Source organism: Mesorhizobium sp. B2-8-9 (genome assembly GCF_006439475.1).
Taxonomy (GTDB): Bacteria; Pseudomonadota; Alphaproteobacteria; order Rhizobiales; family Rhizobiaceae; genus Mesorhizobium.
Window position 1 is genome coordinate 306,601 of record NZ_VFTQ01000001.1, and the last position, 21,974, is coordinate 328,574.

At 64.0% G+C, this 21,974-nt stretch carries 21 protein-coding genes; 13 read left to right on the forward strand and 8 right to left on the reverse strand.

Translation table 11 applies throughout. From position 1 onward, the window contains the following. Positions 1 to 330: 330 nt before the first annotated feature. Positions 331 to 1,269 carry a diacylglycerol kinase family protein gene (locus tag FJ423_RS01600; protein WP_140838621.1) on the reverse strand — a complete coding sequence of 313 codons (939 nt, stop codon included), beginning with the start codon at positions 1,267 to 1,269 and terminating at the stop codon, positions 331 to 333. A gap of 806 nt (positions 1,270 to 2,075) precedes the next feature. Here FJ423_RS01600 and FJ423_RS01605 point away from each other — a divergent pair. Both FJ423_RS01605 and FJ423_RS01610 read left to right on the forward strand, forming a co-directional pair. Beyond that, positions 2,076 to 2,591, forward strand: a complete 516-nt coding sequence (locus FJ423_RS01605; protein ID WP_140838623.1) for a hypothetical protein — start codon at positions 2,076 to 2,078, stop codon at positions 2,589 to 2,591. A 164-nt stretch (positions 2,592 to 2,755) separates the two neighbouring features. After that, entirely contained in the window at positions 2,756 to 3,238 is a 483-nt protein-coding gene (locus tag FJ423_RS01610; protein ID WP_140838625.1) for a DUF2314 domain-containing protein, read from the forward strand. A 3-nt stretch (positions 3,239 to 3,241) separates the two neighbouring features. Here FJ423_RS01610 and FJ423_RS01615 read toward each other — a convergent pair whose 3' ends face one another. Then, on the reverse strand, positions 3,242 to 4,291 hold the full coding sequence (locus FJ423_RS01615) for a CapA family protein (RefSeq protein ID WP_140838627.1): 1,050 nt from the start codon (positions 4,289 to 4,291) through the stop codon (positions 3,242 to 3,244). Between the two features lie 131 nt (positions 4,292 to 4,422). On the opposite strand from FJ423_RS01615, the gene FJ423_RS01620 reads away from it, so the two are divergent. Continuing rightward, positions 4,423 to 5,679, forward strand: coding sequence for a hypothetical protein (locus FJ423_RS01620; RefSeq protein ID WP_140838629.1), 1,257 nt, complete (start codon positions 4,423 to 4,425; stop codon positions 5,677 to 5,679). 225 nt (positions 5,680 to 5,904) lie between these two features. Here the strand turns inward: FJ423_RS01620 and FJ423_RS01625 are convergent, their stop codons facing one another. Next, complete coding sequence (locus FJ423_RS01625) at positions 5,905 to 7,128, reverse strand: TauD/TfdA family dioxygenase (RefSeq protein ID WP_140838631.1); 1,224 nt, start codon at positions 7,126 to 7,128, stop codon at positions 5,905 to 5,907. A 104-nt stretch (positions 7,129 to 7,232) separates the two neighbouring features. Here FJ423_RS01625 and FJ423_RS01630 point away from each other — a divergent pair, with 104 nt between their 5' ends. From FJ423_RS01630 to FJ423_RS01660, 7 genes are all read left to right on the forward strand, one after another. Further along, positions 7,233 to 8,168, forward strand: a complete 936-nt coding sequence (locus FJ423_RS01630; protein ID WP_140838633.1) for a LysR substrate-binding domain-containing protein — start codon at positions 7,233 to 7,235, stop codon at positions 8,166 to 8,168. A gap of 99 nt (positions 8,169 to 8,267) precedes the next feature. Then, positions 8,268 to 11,390 carry an excinuclease ABC subunit UvrB gene (gene uvrB, locus FJ423_RS01635; RefSeq protein WP_140838635.1) on the forward strand — a complete coding sequence of 1,041 codons (3,123 nt, stop codon included), beginning with the start codon at positions 8,268 to 8,270 and terminating at the stop codon, positions 11,388 to 11,390. 309 nt (positions 11,391 to 11,699) lie between these two features. Next, a complete protein-coding gene (locus tag FJ423_RS01640) occupies positions 11,700 to 13,226 on the forward strand; it encodes an ABC-F family ATP-binding cassette domain-containing protein (RefSeq protein WP_140838637.1) in 1,527 nt (508 codons plus the stop codon). Between the two features lie 121 nt (positions 13,227 to 13,347). Next, a complete protein-coding gene (locus FJ423_RS01645) occupies positions 13,348 to 13,737 on the forward strand; it encodes a nuclear transport factor 2 family protein (protein WP_095766548.1) in 390 nt (129 codons plus the stop codon). A gap of 95 nt (positions 13,738 to 13,832) precedes the next feature. Further along, positions 13,833 to 14,015 carry a hypothetical protein gene (locus FJ423_RS01650; RefSeq protein WP_140838639.1) on the forward strand — a complete coding sequence of 61 codons (183 nt, stop codon included), beginning with the start codon at positions 13,833 to 13,835 and terminating at the stop codon, positions 14,013 to 14,015. A 155-nt stretch (positions 14,016 to 14,170) separates the two neighbouring features. Then, positions 14,171 to 14,587, forward strand: a complete 417-nt coding sequence (locus tag FJ423_RS01655) for a glyoxalase/bleomycin resistance/extradiol dioxygenase family protein (protein WP_071034680.1) — start codon at positions 14,171 to 14,173, stop codon at positions 14,585 to 14,587. 105 nt (positions 14,588 to 14,692) lie between these two features. Next, positions 14,693 to 15,046 carry a DUF1428 family protein gene (locus FJ423_RS01660; RefSeq protein WP_140838641.1) on the forward strand — a complete coding sequence of 118 codons (354 nt, stop codon included), beginning with the start codon at positions 14,693 to 14,695 and terminating at the stop codon, positions 15,044 to 15,046. Between the two features lie 292 nt (positions 15,047 to 15,338). Here FJ423_RS01660 and FJ423_RS01665 read toward each other — a convergent pair whose 3' ends face one another. Both FJ423_RS01665 and FJ423_RS01670 read right to left on the reverse strand, forming a co-directional pair. Then, complete coding sequence (locus tag FJ423_RS01665) at positions 15,339 to 16,973, reverse strand: sulfotransferase (protein WP_140838848.1); 1,635 nt, start codon at positions 16,971 to 16,973, stop codon at positions 15,339 to 15,341. A 190-nt stretch (positions 16,974 to 17,163) separates the two neighbouring features. Continuing rightward, a complete protein-coding gene (locus tag FJ423_RS01670) occupies positions 17,164 to 17,556 on the reverse strand; it encodes a Kazal-type serine protease inhibitor domain-containing protein (RefSeq protein WP_140838643.1) in 393 nt (130 codons plus the stop codon). A 450-nt stretch (positions 17,557 to 18,006) separates the two neighbouring features. On the opposite strand from FJ423_RS01670, the gene FJ423_RS01675 reads away from it, so the two are divergent. The 3 genes from FJ423_RS01675 (at position 18,007) to FJ423_RS01685 (ending at position 19,351) form a co-directional block, all read left to right on the forward strand. After that, positions 18,007 to 18,219, forward strand: a complete 213-nt coding sequence (locus tag FJ423_RS01675) for a cold-shock protein (protein WP_006202520.1) — start codon at positions 18,007 to 18,009, stop codon at positions 18,217 to 18,219. 238 nt (positions 18,220 to 18,457) lie between these two features. Continuing rightward, on the forward strand, positions 18,458 to 18,670 hold the full coding sequence (locus FJ423_RS01680; protein WP_008877668.1) for a cold-shock protein: 213 nt from the start codon (positions 18,458 to 18,460) through the stop codon (positions 18,668 to 18,670). A gap of 267 nt (positions 18,671 to 18,937) precedes the next feature. Continuing rightward, positions 18,938 to 19,351 (forward strand): BA14K family protein, encoded by a 414-nt coding sequence (locus tag FJ423_RS01685; protein ID WP_095766542.1) that lies wholly within the window; start codon positions 18,938 to 18,940, stop codon positions 19,349 to 19,351. A 211-nt stretch (positions 19,352 to 19,562) separates the two neighbouring features. On the opposite strand, the gene FJ423_RS01690 is transcribed toward FJ423_RS01685, so the two are convergent. From FJ423_RS01690 to FJ423_RS01700, 3 genes are all read right to left on the reverse strand, one after another. Continuing rightward, positions 19,563 to 20,204: an MBL fold metallo-hydrolase gene (locus FJ423_RS01690; RefSeq protein WP_140838645.1), complete on the reverse strand. Its 642-nt coding sequence runs from the start codon at positions 20,202 to 20,204 to the stop codon at positions 19,563 to 19,565. 204 nt (positions 20,205 to 20,408) lie between these two features. Beyond that, a complete protein-coding gene (locus FJ423_RS01695) occupies positions 20,409 to 20,717 on the reverse strand; it encodes a hypothetical protein (protein ID WP_095766540.1) in 309 nt (102 codons plus the stop codon). A gap of 146 nt (positions 20,718 to 20,863) precedes the next feature. Continuing rightward, positions 20,864 to 21,757, reverse strand: a complete 894-nt coding sequence (locus FJ423_RS01700) for a branched-chain amino acid aminotransferase (protein WP_140838647.1) — start codon at positions 21,755 to 21,757, stop codon at positions 20,864 to 20,866. Positions 21,758 to 21,974: the final 217 nt, after the last annotated feature.

Below are 21,974 nucleotides of genomic sequence, written 5' to 3' on the forward strand. Positions count from 1 at the left end.
GAAATCAGGACTTTGAGTAAGCCTCCGGAATCATCCCCGCAACGAATTGAATCGGAACTTCAACATCTCGGTTGGTTCTCAGGCAGAAGTTCCGACCAGACTGCATACCTCGACAATTGGCGGAACCGGCCCTCCCTTCGTCATACTCGGGCTTGACCCGAGTATCCATGCCGCGACCAAGCCGAAGGTGCAGCGGTGAAGAATTCTGCACCGTGGCTGCGCTTATGAGTCCCGGCATGGATCCCAGGGTCTCCGCGACGGAGCTTCGCTCCTGCTTCGCCCAGGGATGACGACGCCGCGGGGCGCTCCACCCCTGGCCAACGTCTTGATTCAACCTCTCAGCGTCAGCGCGCCGGGCAGGATCTCGAATGTCGCCGGAATTCGGCCTGGCGACTCGCCGTCTATGTCGACCAGCGCGCCGTTCTTCTCGGCATCGCCGAGCGGCTCGACCAGCACCTTGCGGCCACGCAGGATGGTGATTGCCGGATGGTTGCGGTGGCGCCCGCCGTAGAGCAGGCGGAGGTCGCGGATCAGCCCAAGCTTGCCGGCGGCCCGCAGGATGATGATATCGAACTGGCCGTCGGCGAGCTCGGCGTCCGGCGCGATCATCATGCCGCCGCCGAAGAATTTGCCGTTGGCCACCGCCACCAGCGCCATGCGCGCCTCGACCGGCTCGCCGTCGTCGATGGTGATCCTGACATCCTGAAAACGGTAGCGGATGAACTCCAGCACGGTGCGCCAGAAGAACAGCGCCTTGGCCGAGACCCTGCCCTTGCGCTTGTCGGCATTAACGGCGCGATCCGTCGCGCCGGACAGGCCGAGGCTGGCGATGTTGATGAAGTGGCGGCTTGCCAGCGCGCCGTGGTCGTCGATGTAGCAGATGCGGCCGGCGTCGATTTTTCGCGCCTTGGAATCGGCGATCCGCTTCAGCGCGGCATCGATGCCGCGCGGCAAGTCGAGCCCGCGCGCGAAGTCGATGCCGGTACCACAGGGCAGAAGGCCAAGCGCGGCTTCCTGGCCGGTCTCATCTTGTGCCTGCAGCAACCCGTCGGCCACCTCGCTTGCGGTGCCGTCGCCGCCTGCCGCGATCACCAGGTCGCACCCGCCGGCGGCGAGATCGATCGCCAGCCGCTCTGCGTCGCCGCTGGCCTGAGTTTCGCGCAAGTCGAAATCGCCGAAATTCGCCTTGAGTGATGCCGCAGCCTCCGCCCAATGCCGCTTGAGCCTGCCGCCGCCGGCAATCGGATTGAGAACCACCCCGACTTTCAAGTCGACCTCCCCCGAGGCAAGTCCCGCAACTAGTACCCAAAGTCTTTTGCCGACATTGAAACGCGGACCGGGCGCCGGAGCAAGGCTCCAACGTCGAACGGTCACAGAAAAGCCGGGCAGGCTGTCTAAGCGGTTCGGCCGCCGGATTCCGCGGCTTTTGCCATTGGTCCCCGATAATCCCGCTATCCACAGGCGCGCCGGCATTCCCTGGAACCCTTACCCGGCGTACATTCAACCCATCTCAGGCGGCTACCGAACGCCCAGCCGAAAGGCAAAAGCGCAAGGCGGATTTCCTGAGGCCCGTACGGCCCAGAACGAGAGCAGGCTCGCCTGTTTGAGGGACGGATGCCGAGACCTACGGGTGCCGCGGAAAGCGTGCCAACGCCGACGGCGGACCGATGCTGCCATGAAGGCCGGTGAAAACCTTCGATGGCACGCTGGGCGAAGCCCGCAAGGGTGGAGATCGGCGTGGTCTGGAACGGGAGCTGCCCTTCGGGCGGCGACTGGCAGGACCGTCAAAATCAAGGCTGGCCTGGCGCGACGACTTTACGGAAGTTGCTGCCGTAACCGGTTCCTGATCTGACAGGGAGGCGCTGGGAGAAATCCCAGCGCCAACTGTCTTTTTGGTGCTGTCCGCCTCACAGGCTACCGCCCTCCCGGACATCCGCTGCTGATGCTTTCCGGCCACAGTCGCCGGCCAAGCAACCTTCCGTAACGCATCGACACGCACAATCCACAATCGCGGCCAAATCCCGCCTTGTTCCGCGGCGATTGATCGGTTTGGGAATATTTAAAGGGACAAGACCGTGATCAAGACCGCCCTTGTCGCCATGACCATTGTCGGCTGCGACTGCGACGCCAAGCTCTGCGAATATATCGGCGAGACGCCGGCCAAATGGACGACGCTCGCCGACTGCGAAGCGGCGATGAAGAGCCAGATGCTGCACCAGCGCAATTTCGACTATCCGCTTGTTTCGGGCATCTGCCGCGTCAAGGGCTCGGCCGCTTCCTCCGAGCTTGCCGAGAAAGCTTCCAGGCCGGATCTGAAACCCAGGAACCGCGTTGTCGAAACCATCGCCCCGCTGCCGCCCGAGCTCGACCATCGCCCGAGCGCTCCGGTCGGCGCGACGGTGACCGCCAGCGAAACGGAATCGGCAAAGCCCGTGGCCTTCGACGGGTCGGTCGATGGCGGCCGCGCCGTGCTTTACCGCACCAAGGCCGGCTATGCCGTGGTCAAGACCGACCTCAGCCGCGCTGCCGGCGCAACGGTGGAAGCGGCGAAGCGCTCGGCAAGCTGGCTGGCCGGATTGACCGGGCTGTAAGCCTGCCCAAGGTTCAGGTCGGCCCGAGCAGAAGTGAAGCCATTCCCTTGTCATTGCCCGATGACAATGGCGTAGGGCCGCTTCGCAACCGCAGATCGGATTGATCAAGCCGACACATTGCCCGAAGATAACGCACAGGATATTGGCCTTCACCGGGGGGTGTCATGACAATTGCCGTTCGTATCGCGTTATCCCTGCTGCTGGCGCTCGCTCCATTGCATGCCAGGGCGGAAGGCGACGACAAGGCCATGGTGATCGCATCCGACGACGCCGAGATGGCGGCGGCGGTCGAGAAGGCGAGATCCAGCCTGGATGAATTCCTGAACCTGTCCGACGCTCCGCCGCCGGGAACCGACAGGTTCAAGCTGAAAGTGATGATCGTCGACGGCAATGCGACAGAGCATTTCTGGGTCATTCCCTTCAAGCGGACCGCCAACGGCTTCGCCGGCATATTGGCGAACGAGCCGGAAATCGTCCGCAACGTCGTCCTTGGCCAGAACATCGAATTCACCAGGGACGACATCTCCGACTGGGGCTACACCAGGAACGGCCGCCAGGTCGGCAGCTTCACCGTCTGCGTGATGCTCAAGAAGATGTCGAAGAAAGAGGCCGAGTACATGCGCGCCCAATACGGCTTCGATTGCTGAGGTCTATCGCCCACTTCCCGCCATGGGAAAAATCGCCACCAGTCGGGCCGCGACCCGCTGCTTGAGCACTCCATCCAGAACTTCGATCGGCAGCAGCCGCTCATGGTTGCCTGCCCGCAGCCGCACGAAGAAATGCATCCGGTAGGCAGCGATCCTACCCCGCGTGGCCGGATCAGCGCTGACATCGACAACGAATATCGAGCCGATGCGTGCCGGCCATGGCAGTCTGGCGAGCGCAGTGCCGAGGAAATCGCCAAGGCCGTAGGCGATCACGCTGTCGCCGACACGCTCGATGGGCTGCAAGACATGCGCGTGATGCCCGGCGATCAACCGGACGCCGTGATCCGCCAGCCGTCTCGCCAGCGCCCGCGTCGCGGGTCGTGGAAAATGCCGGAACTCCCAGTCCCAGTGCGGCACGGCGCAGATGAGATCGATGCCGGATACGGCGTCGCGCGGCCATTCCGCCGCGCGCATTGAGATGCGCTCTTCGAACGGCGCGGCATCCGTGTTGCGCCAGAGCGTGAAAGCCGCAAAGCCGATCGTCAGCGGTCCGGCCGCATGACGCTGGACGGGCCCGCCGGCAACCGTGCCGATGGTCCGGATCCCGAGCCGGTTCAGCGCCGCGAGCGTTTCGTCGAAACCGGCGATGCCCTGATCGAGCACGTGGTTGTTGGCCAGGGACAGAACGAGCCGGTCGCGCGGGATGCCGGCGGCTGCGAGCGCATCGGCCAGGAAATGCTCGCTCATCGCATGATGCGTGCCGAGCCGCGTGCCCATGACCGCGCGTGCTCGTTCGACGATCGGACTTTCGCAATTGCCGATCACGAGGTCGGCGGATGAAAGCAGCGTCGTGATCGCCGGATCGCAATCCGGCGCATCGCGATTGGCGACGGCCGAAATGTCGCCAATAAACGCCAGCCGCACCTTCCGTTTGGGTTGCGGATCGAGCAACGTCGCCGCGGGCGCCGCGAACCCGCGTCTGTCACCGGCAAGCGACGGTCTCAGCAGGCGCGGCAGCCATGACAGTTTATAGGCAAGCGGATAGTTCGACACAGGCCCATCCAGTTTCGCTCTGTGTAGACTGTCTGACGGGCCGGTTGAAGCGGATTGCGGGCGATCCCGCGGCGGCCATCTCGGACTGCCCGAAATCCGTGTATGCTCACGACGTGGAGCAGTGGAGGGCGATGACGATGCGTAGAACGATCCTTGCAGCAGCCTTGCTTGCATTCCTGCCGGCGTCCGTCGCCTGGGCCGAGATGCCAGACGAAGCCAAGTCCATGTTCGAGGCGAAGAGCGTGGCCGACCGGAACACGGCGCTGTCGACGTTGGAGGCGGCAGCGGCCAAGGACCCAGCCTCAGCCTATGCGGCCGGCGCCGGCGAATTCTTCACTGCGCTCGAGCTCCTCGCCGGCGGCCTGCATCGCCACGGTTTCGAGAGCCCGAGATCCTTCATGCTGCCGCTGATGCGGTTGCCGGTGCCCGACAATCCCAACCCGCAGCCGCTGACCTACGAAGAACTCCGCGCCATCCTGGTTGCCTTCCGTGACCGGCTCGAAAAATCTGCGGCCACGCTCGGCTCGGTACCAAAAGATGCCGATGTCGGCATGGTGGTCGATCTCACCCATGTCGGCATCGACCTCAACGAAGATGGCAAGCTCGCGCCCGATGAAAGCTTCGCCGCCATCATGGCGTCGCTGTCGCGCGGCAGCATCGACACCAGCAATACCGCGCCTTCGCTCACCTTCCGCTTCGACCGCGCCGACGGTTTTTGGCTGCAAGGCTATGCCGAGTTCCTCATGGCGCAGGCCGATTTCTGGCTGGCGCATGATTTCCGCAATGCCTTTGACGGCTCGTTCCACATGCTGTTCCCGCGCGCGAAACTGCCATTGCAGGATGCGCTCGTGCCGCTGGACGGCGGCATGAGCGGCAACATGTTCGCCTCGGAATGGCGCTTCGCCGACTTCATCTCGCTGGTGCATCTCGTCAACTGGCCGGTGATCGAGCCGGAACGCCGGCGGGCTGCGCGCCGCCACCTGCTGGAGATGATCCGGCTGTCGCGCGAGGACTGGAAGTCGATCCTGGCCGAGACCGACAACGATCGCGAATGGCTGCCGGGACCGCAGCAGAAAGGCGTCAACCCGCTCACCGGCCTCGAGGTCGGCGAGGAACAGGTGCAGGCCTGGCTCGCCACGTTGACCGTGGCCGAGGATCTTCTCGAAGGCCGCGCGCTGCTTCCGCACTTCCGCATCACCGGCAAGGGCATGAACATGAAGCGCTTCTTCGACGAGCCGAAACCTTTTGACCTGGTCCTTTCGATCACCGGTCCCGGCATCGCGCCCTATCTCGAAAGCGGCAAGATCCTCACCAGCGACGATTTCGACCAAATCCAGCGCCAGTTCAGCGGCGCCGGTTTTTTGACCTTTGCGCTGTGGTTCAATTGAGGCCCGCGGTCTTAGGTTCCTCGCCCCCATGAAATGGGGGAGAGGTGGCTCGGCGAAGCCGAGACGGAGAGGGGGGCGCCGGTCCGGGCGGCGAAAAGCGCTTTGAAGAGAAGGGCTTGCGCCTTACGAAACCCCTCTCCGTCCGCTTCGCGGACACCTCTCCCCCGCCTCTGGCGGGGGCGAGGAACCGAACCTTCGAGGTCGACGCCGTCCCCCTGGCTATCGTCAGAAAATTGCGCCCTGATAAAGCACTGCTTTCGCCTCTTCCGGCGCGAAGCGGCGCGCCAGGGTGCGGAAGGCGCTGTGGACGCCGTCGCGGTCCAGGTTGCAGCTTCTGAGGTGGCGGACGGCCAGCGTCGGATCGAATTCGGTGCGCCCGTGCAAGACCCGCTGATTGTCGAAGACCAGCACCTCGCCGGGCTGCAGCTGATGCCGGAACTGGTTCGCCGGATCGCAGATCAGCCGCGTCAGCTCGGCAAGCGCCTCGATCAGCCCGTCGATCTCATCGACAGCGCCCGTCTGCGGCGCCAGGCAGCGATCGTTGAAGCGTATGCCGGTGACGGCGCCGCTCGCGTCGAGGCTGATGACATGCGCCTCGGCGCTGAAGAACACGTCGCCGGCATGCTCGCGATGGAATGTCACGCCATGTCGAGCGAGCAGGTCGAACAGCTCCGGACTGTTTGTGCGCATCCGTTCGGCGACTTGAAATCCGTCGACCATCAACGAGGTGCCGCCGCTGCCGGCGCCGGTCCTGATGGCATGGAAGAAGATGAAGCCCGGCGGCGAATAGCGGAACGGCTCGTCCGTGTGCGGAATTTGCGCGCGCGCCGTTTCCCCGGCCACCCGGGCGTCGGGCCGTGAGATGAGATCGAAAACCTTGCCGTAGCTGGTCTCGCGCACCGGACCGTAGCGGCCGGCGACGCGCAGCGTCGCCTCCGGCTCGGCCGGGACGCCGGTCAGCATGGCGATACCATGGTCGCGCAAGGCGCGCAGCGACTGGAAAAGCGCCGCGTCCCCCTCCACCACGGCGTCGAAGGCGAAGCGCCCAAGCCGCGCGCCGAGATCGCCATTCCACAGTTCCGGCTGAAAGCGTGGCGCGCCGAAATCGCCGCCCCGTCCGGCATGGGCCGCCAGAAAGCTCGCCGCGAAGCGCGAGAAGTGGCCGTCCTGCCAGACCACGTCCATCGTCCCGCTCGTCGAGATTTCGATCGAGGCCGCGCGGATGTCGGCCGGAACATCGGCAGGCGTCAGCCAACGCTTTCCGGAAGCGGTGTCCCCGCATATCCCGCATTCGCAGGCAAGCCGCAGCCAGCGCGTCGACAGCCGGCCGGCGCTGCCGTCATCGAATTCCACGGCGATGTGCGGTCCTTCGTTGCGCATCGACCGCAACGAGCGCGGGGCCTCAAGAGCCCGACCGGCGGGAACAGAATGCATTTGCATATCGAGCATGGCGACGGCTTTCCTGGATTGAGTTGTCTTCAACAACGGTAGGGCGATCGCGGCTTTTCTTGCAAACGAGTTTGTTTTCGCCAGTTTTGAGCTATTCTCAATCCATGGCGTTTCTTCGCGACCTCCCGCTGTCGGCCTTGCGTGCGCTTGCAGCCGCCGCGCGCACAGGCAGCCTGACGCGCGCCGCCGACGAGCTCGGCGTCACGCCGGGCGCCGTCGGCCATCAGTTGCGGCAGCTGGAGGACCGGCTTGGCGTCAAGCTGGTCAGGCGCGAGGGCAACGGCATCGCGCTCACACGCATCGCCGAGACGGCGCTGCCAGACATCGACCGCGGCTTCGACGCGCTGGCCTCCGGACTGCGGCGGCTGCGTTTCGAGCGCCGTGCCGATACGTTCACCATCGCCGCCGATCCGTCCTTCGCCTCGCTTTGGCTGGCGCCGCGCCTTGGCAATGTCCGCGCGGCTCTCGGCAGGCTGGACGTGCGCATCGTGGTGTCGATCGCGTTGGATTCGATGCTGGAGGAAGGCATCGACCTCGCCATCAGCTACCGCAACAGCACGGCAAGAGATCTCGCATCGGCCGATCTTTTCACCGAAAGGGTGATCCCGGCCTGTGCCCCGGCGCTGATCCGCAACCGCGCAGATCAAGATAGCGCCGAAGTGCTCGACCGCCTGCCCCTCCTCCACATCGACCAGACAATGGGCGACGACGTCTACCCCACATGGGCAAACTGGTTCGCCGCCGCCGGCCGCCAGCGTAAGAACATCGATCACGGACCGCGATTCCCCTTGACCGTGCTGGCCGCGCAGGCCGCGCTTTCCAGCATGGGGGCGCTGCTTGCCAGCGAACTGGTGCTTAGGGAGCATTTCCGCTCCGGCCAACTCGTCGAGATCGCCCGCGTTATTCCCGCGCTGACCATCAAGCGCCGTCTGGTCTGGCCGGTGGATGGACCGAAGGCCCGCCGCGCCGCCGTCGTCGCCGCGGCGCTTGCCGCGGTTGCCAAGGCGGAGCCGGACGATCCCAGGCCCATCGGATCATGACCCCTCTCCTGACAGCCTTCTGTCAGCAGCGTCCAAGCGCGGCCGGAGCCCTTTCACTCGGCTCTTTCCATTTCGGCCGAGTCCACCCATATTCGGGCCATGGCCAGACATCCTGACAAGAAGACGCCTTCGCAAGACGGCGCGCCGAAGCGGCGCAGCCCGCTGACCGAATTCCTCGATGCCGCCGAGCCGCTGGAGCCCGGCGGCTTCGCGGAAGCGCCGCAGGCCGACTTTTCCGGAGCGCCGCTGACCGGCTCGATCTCCGATTGGGCCGGGCAGATCGAGCGTGAAGCTGAAAAGCAGCCGAAGGCAAAAGCGCCGAAGAAGATACCCGAGCGCTCGTCGGCGCCCGGCCGCACCGCGCGCGGCACCTCGATGGGCGGCGCTGCCTCGGCGAAGGAGCGCGCGGCCGCTGGCCTCAACCCTGTGGCCGGCCTCGACATCAGCCTGGAGGATGCCGAGTCGGTTTCGTCCGGCGGCGTCACCGCGACGGTCGCGGCGCTGTCGGCGCTGATCGAATCCGGCAATCCGCTGCACAAGGACGGCCAGCTGTGGACGCCGCACCGTCCGGCCCGCCCGGAAAAGTCTGAGGGCGGCATCGCCATCAAGATGGTCTCGGATTTCGAGCCCGCCGGAGATCAGCCGACAGCCATCAAGGACCTCGTCGAAGGCGTCGAGCGGAACGACCGCACCCAGGTGCTGCTCGGCGTTACCGGCTCGGGCAAGACCTTCACCATGGCCAAGGTGATCGAGGAGACACAGCGCCCTGCTTTGATCCTGGCGCCGAACAAGACGCTTGCCGCGCAGCTCTATGCCGAGTTCAAGAAATTCTTCCCCGAGAACGCGGTCGAGTATTTCGTCTCCTATTACGACTATTACCAGCCGGAAGCCTACGTCCCGCGCACGGACACCTATATCGAGAAGGAATCCTCGATCAACGAGCAGATCGACCGCATGCGCCACTCGGCGACCCGCTCGCTGCTCGAGCGCGACGATGTCATCATCGTCGCCTCCGTGTCCTGCATCTATGGTATCGGCTCGGTCGAGACCTACACGGCGATGACGTTCCAGATGCAGGTCGGCGACCGGCTCGACCAGCGCTCGCTTCTCGCCGACCTCGTCGCCCAGCAATACAAGCGCCAGGACATCAATTTCGTGCGCGGCTCGTTTCGCGTGCGCGGCGACACCATCGAGATCTTTCCCGCCCACCTGGAAGACCGCGCCTGGCGCATCTCGATGTTCGGCGACGAGATCGAACAGATCACCGAGTTCGATCCGCTCACGGGCCAGAAGACCGGCGAGCTGAAGAGCGTCAAGATCTACGCCAACTCGCACTATGTGACGCCGCGCCCGACCTTGAATCAAGCCATCAAGTCGATCAAGGAGGAGCTCAAGCATCGCCTGCAAGAGCTTGAAAAGGCTGGCCGTTTGCTGGAGGCGCAGCGGCTGGAACAGCGCACGCGCTTCGATCTGGAGATGCTGGAGGCGACCGGCTCCTGCGCCGGCATCGAGAACTATTCGCGTTACCTGACCGGACGCCAGCCCGGCGATCCGCCGCCGACCTTGTTCGAATATGTGCCCGACAACGCGCTGATCTTCATCGACGAAAGCCACGTCACCGTGCCGCAGATCGGCGGCATGTATCGCGGCGACTTTCGCCGCAAGGCGACGCTGGCCGAGTATGGTTTCCGCCTGCCCTCCTGCATGGACAACCGGCCGCTCCGCTTCGAGGAATGGGACGCCATGCGCCCGCTGTCGGTGGCAGTTTCGGCGACGCCGGGCGCCTGGGAACTCGACCAGTCCGGCGGCGTCTTCGCCGAGCAGGTCATCCGTCCGACCGGCCTGATCGATCCGCCGGTCGAGGTGCGTCCGGCCAAGAGCCAGGTCGACGACGTCGTCGGCGAGATCCGCGACACGACCCGGGCCGGCTATCGCACGCTGGTCACCGTACTGACCAAGCGCATGGCCGAGGACCTCACCGAATATTTGCACGAGAACGGCATCCGCGTCCGCTACATGCATTCTGACATCGACACGCTGGAGCGCATCGAGATCCTGCGCGATTTGCGTCTCGGCGCCTTCGACGTGCTGGTCGGCATCAACCTGTTGCGCGAGGGCCTCGACATTCCCGAATGCGGCTTCGTTGCCATTCTCGATGCCGACAAGGAAGGGTTCCTGCGTTCGGAAACCTCGCTGATCCAGACCATCGGCCGCGCTGCCCGCAACGTCGACGGCAAGGTCATCCTCTACGCCGACCAGATCACCGGCTCGATGGAACGGGCGATGGCCGAGACCAACCGCCGCCGCGAGAAGCAGATGGAGTGGAACGCCGCCAACGGCATCACGCCGGAATCGGTCAAGTCGCGCATCGCCGACATCCTCGATTCGGTCTACGAGAAGGACCATGTCCGCGCCGACATCTCGCAGTTCACCGACGATGCCGGGGCGATGATCGGCAACAACCTGAAGACGCATCTCGAGGCGCTGGACAAGCAGATGCGCGACGCCGCCGCCAACCTCGACTTCGAGAAGGCGGCGCGCGTCCGCGACGAGATCAAGCGGCTGCGCGAGATGGAACTTGCCATCTCCGACGACCCGCTGGCGCGCGAGGTGGAAAGCCAAAGTCCCGCATCAGGCCGCGAGAAGGGCAAGCACAACAAGGGCGTGGCCAAGCATCGTACGGTCGAGGAACAGGAGCGCTTCCGCAAGCTCGATGAGGCACGCGCCGCCGAGGAGGCGGCAAAGGCTACCCGGCCCAACCTCTTCCGCAAGCCGCATCTGGACGAGATGGGCGCTGACGGCGCCGTGCCGGTGAAGAAGCCGCTCTTCGCCAAGCCGTCGATCGACGACATGGGGCCGGGCACCGACATGACGACCCCGGCCGGCGCGGTGTCGCGTTCGCTGTTCAAGAAGCAGAGTGCGCAGGAAGCGCACGGTTCCGATTTCGGCATTCCGGGCGAGCCGACAAAGCCCCTGTTCAGGAAGAACTCGCTCGACGAGATGACCGTGCGCCGCACGGAGAAACCGGTCGAGGGCAAGAAGCCGGCGAAGCCGCAGCCAACGCCTCCTCCGGCGGGGGAGATGTCCGGCAGGACGGGCGCGAAGGAACGCGACGATAAGCCGATCGTCCGCCAGCGAGCCGGCATCGGCTCCTACGAGGACCCTGGCGACGAGCGGCGTCAAAAACGCCGGCCGGGCAAGACCGGACGGCCGGGGCAGTAGCATCTTTTCCTTCTCCCCTTGTGGGAGAAGGGAAGTGCGGACCACTTGCCTCCGCCCCTCCCCCGGTGTACCCAATTCCCAACTCGAACATCCGGAAAGGAGGGCTGCGTGAACTACTGCCACCACCGTCAGCGCGGCCCTGTCTGTGCCCTGCGAGCTTGCTTGCAGGGCTGACCAGGACGGTCCGGGTTTTCCCGCTTCGATTTTTGGTCTGCCCTTCGTAGTGCCGCTGAACCTGGCCTGATGGCCTAGGGGCGCACCGTCAAAGTGCATTGAGCCGGATTTTCCGGACAGACCAGAGAAATCGACATGGCCCTGATCAGCCTCAAATCTCTCGGCGTCACCATGAGTGCGCCGCTCTTCTCCAACCTCGACCTCATCATCGGCGCCGGCGACCGGCTCGGCATCGTCGCGGCCAATGGCCGTGGCAAATCGACACTTCTCAAATGCCTGGCCGGCGAAGTCGAAGCCACGACCGGCGACATCACCCGGTCGCGCGGCCTGCGCGTCGGCCATGTCGAGCAATCCATCCCTGACGCATTCCTCGGCCGCAGCTTCCATGACGTCGTCGCCGATGCCTTGCCGCCCGAACAGCGCGACAGCGAGCTGTGGCGCGTCGCCGTCGTGCTGGATTCGCTCGAGGTGCCGGAAGACATGCGCGGCCGGCCGATGCGCGCTCTGAGCGGCGGCTGGCAGCGTCTGGCGCTGATCGCCCGCGTCTGGGTCACCGATCCGGACGTGCTTCTGCTCGACGAGCCGACCAATCATCTCGACCTCGCCAGGATCAGCCAGCTGGAAACATGGCTCAACGCGCTGCCACGCGATGTGCCGGTCATCATCGCCAGCCACGACCGCGCCTTCCTCGACGCGGCCACCAACCGTACCCTGTTCCTGCGCCCGCAAGAATCGCCGGTGTTCGCGCTGCCCTATTCGCGGGCAAGGCAGGCGCTCGACGAGCTCGATGCCTCGACGGCGCGCAAGTTCGAGCGCGACATGAAGATCGCCCAGCAGTTGCGCAAACAGGCCGCCAAGTTGAACAATATCGGCATCAATTCCGGCAGCGACCTTTTGACGGTGAAGACCAGGCAGCTCAAGGAACGTGCCGAGAAGCTGGAGGATGCCGCCATACAAGCGCATCGCGAGCGTTCGGCCGGCGCGATCAAGCTGGCGAACCGCGGCACCCACGCCAAGGTGCTGATCACGCTGGAGGACGCGCCGGTCGAAGCCCCTGACGGCACGCTGCTGTTCAGGACCGGCAAGCGCCACATATGCCAAGGCGATCGCATCGTGCTGCTTGGCCGCAACGGCGTCGGCAAGACGCGCTTCATCGCAATGATCCGCGGCGCCATCGCCGAGCCGGGATCGGTCGCGAACATCAAGGTGACGCCGTCGACCGTGCTCGGTTACAGCGATCAGGCGCTGTCGGGCGTCGATGGCGACGACACGCCGCTGGCGATGGTCTCGCGCCGCTTCGAGGTCGGCGAGCATCGCGCCCGCTCGCTGCTCGCCGGCGCCGGCGTCGCGATCGAGATGCAGGAGAAGAAGATCGGCGCTCTGTCCGGCGGACAGAGATCGAGGCTGATGATGCTGGTGCTCAGGCTCATCCATCCCAATTTCTATCTGCTCGACGAGCCGACCAACCATCTCGACATCGACGGCCAGGAAGCATTGGAGGACGAATTGTTGAAGCATCAGGCGAGCTGCCTGCTTGCCTCGCATGACCGCTCCTTCATCCGCGCCGTCGGCAATCGCTTCTGGCTGATCGACAAGCGGCGGCTGACCGAGGTCGACGACCCGGAAGCGTTCTTCCGCTCGGTCGCCGAGATGCCGAACTGAGACGATACCTCTGTTGGGCCGGCACTGCCGGCCCGACAGGCGTTGCTGCCGGCCCGGCGATACTTTTCCACCTGCTAAAAAAAGCGCATTCTGAACTGCTTAGCCATGGAGGGAATGGGCCATGCGTGCAGTGGAAATCGTCAGCAATCTCTATCAGGCCTATGCGGATCGCGACATCGAGGGCGCCTTGTCTCGGTGCGCTGAAGATGTCGTGTTCCGCTGGATTGCCGATCCCCGGCAATCGCGTCATGCCGGCACCGCGCACGGCAAGCAGGAATTCCTCGCCAGGCTCCTGGCGCTCGATGACGACTTCGAGTACCGGCATTTTGTCCCCGTCGAGCTCATCGACGGCGGCGACAAGGTGGCCGCGCAAGTCGAGATCCACATGACGCGCCGCGCCACCGGCGAGGAGCTCATCATGCGTACCGCCAATTTCTGGACGGTCCGCGACGGCGAGATCATCGAGATGGTGGAATATTACGACACCGCGCTGGCCGCGTCGGTGCTCTGAAAAAAAAATCGAGGGCGACCTGTCGGATCGCCGATTGCCGCCTCGTCCTTGGGATGCCGACACGATGATGCCGGCATCAACCAGGGAGAGACATCATGTCGGTACTGTCATCCATCGGCCGTCTTGCCAACCGCTATGCCCAGGCGCGCGCGCGTCATCGCAGCGAGCGCATCCTGCTGTCGCTGCCGGCCGAGCTGCGCAAGGACATCGGCTTTCCGGAGATTTTCGAAACGCGCGAAAGCCGCCGCGCCGCCACCTTCACGGCGAAGGTCATATAAGTCGCTTTCGATGCGATCGTTTTGCAGCCGCGCTTGCCGCCCGAGCTGTTTGGGCCAGCTACTCTAAAAATAATTTGCGGGCCATGTAGGATCGCCGCCGCTTCATCCGTCCTGGGGTCGCAAAACCGGATCAACCCGTGAAGAGGAACACGAGAATGAACGACCAGACCCCGCCCCGCGCCAAGGTCCTTGGCGGATTGACCCCCTACCTGCAGGTCGATGGCGCCATCAAGGCCGCCGAGTTCTACAAGAAGGCTTTCGGCGCCGAGGAAGTGTTCGCCTATCCGCCTGACGACAAGGGCCGGACCATGCACATCCATCTCTACGTCAACGGCTCGACGCTGATGCTGGGCGATGCTTATCCCGAACACGGCCATCCGCACCAGGCGGCACAGGGCTATACGCTGCAGCTGCATCTCGGCAGCGACGACATCGATGCCTGGTGGAAGCGCGCGGTGGATGCCGGCTGCGAGATCGTCACCCCGCTGCAGGTGATGTTCTGGGGCGACCGCTGGGGCCAGGTGAAAGACCCGTTCGGCGTCGCCTGGGCGATGAACGCGCCGGTGAAGTGAATATCGTAGCGAGCGGCGTCACCCGCCTGCGGCGTGGCTGACGCGCTCACGCCGGGTCGTATCCCCGCCGACCCGGCGCTCGTATTTCAGTAAGAGGAGACTGTGATGTCCTATGTCGATGGCTTCGTGCTCGCCGTGCCGAAGGCAAATCTCGATGCGTACAAGAAGATGGCCGAGAACGCCGGCGCCGTCTGGATGGAGCACGGCGCGATTGCCTATGTCGAATGCGTCGGCGACGACGTGCCCTATGGCGAGCTGACCTCGTTCCCGCGCGCCGTGCAGGCGAAGGACGACGAGGTCGTCATCTTCTCCTGGGTCGTCTACGAGTCCAGGCAGAGGCGCGACGCGGTCATGGCCAAGGTGATGGCCGATGAGCGTCTCAAGATGGACTGGTCGGCCATGCCGTTCGACGGCAAGCGTATGATCTTCGGCGGCTTCCAGCCATTCATCCAGCTTTGAGGAGCGACGGAACGCCAGTGTCGGCTGATCGCAATCCGTTGCGATTGGCCGAGACGCTCGTCAGGTCGTCATCCACGGGCGGAGCAAGGAGCGAAGCGACGCGGCGCAGACCCGAGGATCCATTCCGTTACCTATGAGCTTTGCAGCGATGCAAAACGACCTCTGTTCTGCGCCGCCTTTAACCTTCGCGCGAGGTCACGGAATGGATCCTCGGGTCTACGCGTCCGCTTCGCTCCCGCTCCGCCCGAGGATGACGAAGTTCGGGCGCTTCGGCCAATCGCTGACGCGTGTGCTAGTTCAGCCGATCAAGCAGCGGCTTCAGCCGCTCCCCATACCTCTTCCACAGATCGACCGAGCCCTGATACATCGGCTGGCGCACCTGCGCGGCGGAAGCGGTGCGCACCGGCCGGTCCGTCTCGTGGAAGGACAGCACCTTGTCGTCCCAGGGCAGGCCGAGATACGCCATCAGCGCCCGCGACTGCCCTTCCTGGTCGGCGACGAAATCCTCATAGCGCACATCATGCACGACGCCTGGCAGCACCTTGTGCCAATGCGCCATGATGTCTGTGTAGAGGTTATGGAAATCGGCGAGCTCGCCGAGGTCGTAGCCGTAGCGGTGGCTGTCGCCGCGGAAATGCACTTTGAAGATCGACAGGCACGTGGCCGCCGCATCGCGCGCGCAATGGACGATCTTGGCCTTCGGCAGCATCATGTGCAGGAAGCCGACCAGCAGGAAGTTGCCCGGCATCTTGTCGGTGACATGGCGGTAGCCCGGATAGCGGGTATGCAGCATGTCGAGATAGGCTTGGCCCGCCTCGGCGAACGCCTTGTCGGGCATATCGTCGATACCGGCGGGGAAGCCGCCCGGCATGCTCATCGGAAACTGCTTGCCGACGGCCGTCTTCAGGATGTTCAACTCGCCCGCGCCAAAGACCGTCGAGTGGCTGGCGATGATCTGCTCGACCAGCGTGGTGCCGGAGCGCGGCATGCCGACGACGAAAATCGGCGTGTCGTCGGAAATGCCGCTTGGCCTGCGCTTCTCGAAGAAGGCTGTGTCGAAGGCCGCCTTCATCGCCTCGAATTCGCCGCGCGTGCGCGCGGGATCGTAGTCGATCGCCTTGCGGCGGATGGCATTGCCCTCGGCGAAATAGTCGAAGGCGCGACCGTAATCCTTGAGGTCGTCATTGACCTTGCCCAGGCCGAAGGAGAGCTGCATGCGCGCGAGGCTGCCTTGCGGCGCCTTGGCGTGCTCGGCCTCCATGCCGGAAAGCTCCTTGTCGCGCTCGGTCTGGCGCTTGACCTGCGAGAGCAGCAGCCAGGCTTTCGACATGTTCGGGGCGATCGCCAATGCCTGGCGGGCGAAATCGGCCGCCTCGCCGAGCTTGCCCTTCTCCATCATCGCGACGCCAAGCCCGTAGAGAAGCTCGGCGTCCTTCGGCCGGATCGACAGCGCCTCGCTAAACAGCTTGATCGCCTCATCCAGCCGCCCGGCCTCCTGCATCGTCTCGGCAAGGCCGATGCGCGCGCGGACATGGAACGGGTTGCGGCCGATGGTGCCGCGATAGATCTCCTCAGCCGCGTCGAGCTGTCCGAGCTGCTTCAGCGACGAGCCGAGATTGTCGCGCGCGGCCAGTTGGTCCGGCCGGATATCCACCGCGCCGCGGAAGAAATCGATCGCGGCGGCGACGCGCCCGAGATCGCGCATGACCGTGCCCATATTGTTGAGGAAGTCGGCATTCTGGGGCTGCAGCGTCACGGACTGCTCGATGAGATCGAGCCCTTCCTCGCTCCTGCCGGTCTGGTGCAGCAGCAGCCCGAGGAAATGCAACGCGGCGGCATGGTTCGGCTGCTGCCCCAATACCTGCCGGTAGAGGCCCTCGGCCTCCTGGCGCCGGTCGGCCTGGTGCAGTTGCAGCGCCTTTTGCACATAAGGATCGAGCGGGTTCACCGAGCCACCTGGCCTGCCACCGGCGTTTGCCGCTCTTCTGCGATCTTTGTTAATGGGAAACCTGCCGTGTTTGTTGGTCCGCCGGACCTAAGCCATGCGGGCAAGAGATTCAAGACAAACGTCAGCGCGCCTCGCGGTGTCTATCTTGCGAATGGACACCGCGGTCTGCTCAGCACGGCCCGTCGCCGACGATGCGATAGTCCGCCGCGCGCGCCTCGCAGGCGTTCGGGAAGGTGCGCATCTGCCCATGGCGCCTGGCGCAGACCGGCGCGTATTCGCGCGTGCAGAAGGCTTGTTCGCCACCACCACCGCCGCCCTCGCGGCAAGGACCGTCCCGCACGATGCGGTAGCCTTCCCTTTCAGCCAGGCAGGCATTGGCAAAGGTCTGCCGGTCGCCGCCGCGCCGGGCGCAGACCGGTTGGTACTGCATGGTGCAGAGCTGCGGATGCGGCCGGGACGGCAGCGGGCGCGGCCCATCGTCGACGGCGACGGTGCAGGCTGCCAGCAGCGCCGACAGCGTGAAAACGACAACGCCCTGCCATGACACTGCAAGAAGCCGCATATACCCCTCCTCCATCCCGGCGTGTGATGCCGGCTCGCGGTATCCTCGCATCCTTCGCGTTAAACGCAACCATCGTTTGTGGAACCACGGAACGGTCGTCGCCGCCCTCATTCTGGCCCATGCTTGGCCCGCCTCTGGCCGATGACCGGTGATAGGGCCGGGTCTATCGAGGCCCAGCGTTGGACGCGCCGCTGGCCGCCCGCGAGCGTCGTCTTGCAACCATCACGTTTCCGTGTAATAAAAATCATGTTCGGGCATTTGCGACCCGGAGAGCGGAACGTTTTGGACGACCTTTCCCCGATAAGTGTGAATCTCTGACAACCCCGTTTTTCGGCGGGGGGTTTGACCATGCGCGAATGCATGACCGCCGAAGCAACCACCGGGATTTGCCCAAGGCGCGAGGCAGCGGGCAAACCACCAAGACTGACACGGGTGAAGGAGTTTTCCCCAATGGCCCAGACCGGTACTGTAAAGTTCTTCAATGCCACCAAAGGCTTCGGCTTTATCACGCCGGATGGTGGCGCCAAGGACGTGTTCGTCCACATTTCCGCGATCGAGGCCTCTGGCCTGCGCACGCTGGTCGACGGCCAGAAGGTCACCTTCGACGTCGAGCCGGACCGCATGGGCAAGGGCCCGAAGGCGGTCAACCTGCGCGCCGCCTGATCCGCCGAAACAGCCTATCGTTGCGGATGCAATGGTGCGGCAGGATCATGAACCGGCTTCAGGACAGGCCTGAATTTGCGAAGGCGCGACCGAAAAGGTTGCGCCTTTTTTGCGCGCAAATGCTTGGATCGGCAGGCGAAAACTTTCTCTTGCCGATAGCGCTAAAATAAAGGACAAATTTCCTCTCGGGCAGTTTGCCGGCCCGAGACTTGACTTGATGGGATCAAAGGAGTTTCCCATGCCGCAGACCGGCACCGTCAAATTCTTCAACCATGCCAAGGGCTTCGGCTTCATCACGCCCGATGATGGCGCGAAGGATGTCTTCGTCCACATCTCGGCTGTGCAGGCGTCGGGCCTTCCCGGTCTTGAGGATGGGCAGAAAGTGACATTCGACACCGAGCCGGACAAGCGCGGCAAGGGTCCGAAGGCCGTCAATCTGTCGGTCGGCTAAGCCGGCTCGCGACGGATCCGACGGAAGCTTTTCAGGCGGGACCGCTCCCGCCCCGGAACGGATTGTGCCTAGGTCCAGAAAGGTCGCCGGCTTCGAAAATCGCCAAGCCTCGCAAACCGCCGAGGCTCGAAAAATCCCCAGGCCTCGAAAAATCGTTTACGCCGATTTCCGTTCAGCCTCCGTTCAGCCACGGTCTTCTATTAACCTTTGCTAAAGCCGGTCCGTATCCCCCGAAAAACGCGCGGGCCGGCGCTAAGGAGACCGAAAATGAACCGTTTTCTCAGGACCGCCATCCTCAGTGTTGGCATTGCCGCGACCACCTTGGCCACCTTCTCGGCGGCCAATGCGGACGACTGGCGCTGGCACCATCATCGTCATCATGGCGGTGACGCCCTCGCCGCCGGCGTTGTCGGCCTCGCGGCCGGCGCTCTGATCGGCAGCGCGCTCAGCAACCCCGGGCCGCGCTATTACGAACCGGCCTATGGTGACGATTATTATGTCTACCGGCCGGTGCGCCGCTACTATGTTCAGCAGCCGCGCGTCGTCTATGCCGACCGCTACGCCGAGCCGTGGACCCGCGGCTGGTACGAGTATTGCTCGGACCGCTACCGCAGCTTCAATTCGCGGACCGGCACTTTCACCGGCAGTGACGGCGCTCAGCATTTCTGCGTCGCCAATTAAGAAAACCCAGGTTCCCTACCTTAAAAGCGCCGCCCTTGGGCGGCGCTTTTTTGAATAACTCGCCAACGATGGCTATGCCGAGATTCAGGTCAGGCCGAGCCGAGAGCGATGGGTTCCGAGAACCGGAGCGGAGCGTACTTACAGTACGTGAGCACCGGAAGCGCAGGAAACTGACGCTCGCAGGCCGGCATCACCTGAATATCGGCATAGCCTAGGTCAGAAACGGATTGGTCCGCCGTTCATCGCCAAGGCGGCTACCCGGGCCATGGCCGCAGATGAAACCTATGTCGTCGCCTAGCGGCAGAAGCTTGTCCTTGATTGAGGCGATCAGCGCTGCGTGGTCGCCGCCGGGCAGGTCGGTGCGCCCGATCGAGCCGCGGAACAGCACGTCGCCGACATGCGCGAATTTGGCCGCCCGGTTGTAGTAGACGACATGGCCCGGCGCATGTCCCGGGCAATGCAGCACTTCGAACACATGGTTGCCGAACGACACCGTTTCGCCTTCGGTGAGAAAACGGTCCGGCACGCAATTGCGCACCGGATCGGTGAGGCCGAAACGTTTGGCCTGGTTCTCGAGATTGGCAAGCAGCGGCTTGTCGGCCTCATGTGGGCCGATAATGTCGATGCCCAGCGCGTCCTTCAGGTCCATCGCGCCGCCGGCATGGTCGATATGGCCGTGCGTGATCCAAATTGCGCCGGCGGTGATGGCATTGTCCTTCAGCGCCGACAGTATCTGGTCGACATCGCCGCCGGGATCGACCACGACGCCCGACCTGTCGTCCATGTCGAAGAGAATGGTGCAGTTCTGCTGGAAGGGCGTGACCGGCACGATACCGGCATTGAGCTGACCCATGGCATTCCTTTCCCTTCCTTCGAAGTGTCGCCCTGATGTAGACAGCCCGGCGAACCTCGTCCACCATTGTCCGAACTTCGGGAGGAAATGCGCGGCCGAGGCCCGCTGGCCATGTTTCCAAAGGAATGGGCGGCCGAGGCCGCCGGCTTGGTAATAAAGAATGGGCGGCCGAGGCCGCCCATGGCAAAGTCCGAAAGACCGGAGCTATTTCTTCATCGCATTCATGACCGCGCCGACGATGCCGGTCAGGATCGCGCCACCCCCAACGCCGCCGAGGAGGTTCTTCAGGTCGAGCGCGCTGCCGATGCCGCCCGCCGCCGCTGCCGCGTCAACGCCGCCGCCGCCGAGCAGGCTGCCGAGAATGGCCGCGCCGCCGACGCCGCCGATCGCACCGCTGAGGATTTTGGTAAGTTGGCCCATCGCCGCCTGCTTGAACGCCGCGCCAACCGCCTGGCCACCGATAACGCCGGCAATTACCTGTACAACGATCTGAATAATCGTGTTGCTGTCCATGTAACTAGTCCCTCCATAGCCGCCAGCCTCCTCGGGCCGACGCCATCATGAGACGCCGAATTGTTCGAAAGTCAAATGCGCGCGCGCTTAAATAAAAGGGGCGGCTTGAAAACCGCCCCTATTGCACAAAAAAGCTGTGACTATCTCTATTCTGCAGCGATTGCATGCTTTGGCTGCACCGCGGCGGAATAGTCATTCATCAATGTCTTGGCGATCTCGCCGACCTCGAATCGGTATGGACCGATCTCGGAAACCGGCGTGACCTCGGCGGCGGTGCCGGTGAGGAAGCACTGCTCGAAACCTTCGAGCTCCTCCGGCATGATGGCGCGCTCGATCACCTCGAAACCGCGGTCCTTCGCCAGGCCGATCACCGTGCGGCGGGTTATGCCGTCGAGGAAGCAGTCGGGCGTCGGCGTATGGATCTTGCCGTCCTTGACGAAGAAGATGTTGGCGCCCGTGGCTTCCGCCACCTGGCCGCGCCAATCGAGCATCATGGCGTCGGCGTAGCCCTTGGCCTCGGCGGCGTGCTTGGACAGCGTGCAGATCATGTAGAGGCCGGCGGCCTTCGACTTGGACGGCGCGGTGCGCGGATCGGGCCGGCGCCATTCGGCGACGTCGAGCCGAATGCCCTTGAGCTTCTGCGCGGGATCGAAATAGCTCGGCCACTGCCAGATGGCGATGGCGCAGTTGATGCGGTTGTTCTGCGCCGAAACGCCCATCTGCTCGCTGCCGCGCCAGGCGATCGGACGCACATAGGCGTCCTGGAAACCCTGCTTCTTCAACAGCGTGCGGCAGGCCTCGTCGATCTCGGCGACCGGATAGGGAATCTTGAAGCCGAGCAGGCGCGCCGATTCATGCAGGCGCTCATTGTGCTCGGTCAGCTTGAAGATCTGGCCGCCATAGGCGCGCTCGCCCTCGAAGACGGCACTGGCATAATGCAGGCCATGGGTCAGCACATGGATCTTGGCGTCGGCCCATTTGACGAACTCGCCGTTCATCCAGATGAAGCCTTCCAATTGATCGAAGGGAACGGATGCCATGGAAACCTCCCGCGGGCAGGCGCCCGCAAATCGTTGTGTTTATGACCTTCCGAACCGGCCCCGCACAGGATCCGAAACGCTGGCCAATGCTTGAAAGCGTAGGCGGATATTCAATCCGTGGCAAACTCAGGAAGTTCCGGAAAAACGGCTTCCTCTTGCCTTTTTGTTCGCAATCCGCCGAAAAGCTTGTCAAAAATTATCATTGCCCGGAAATTAC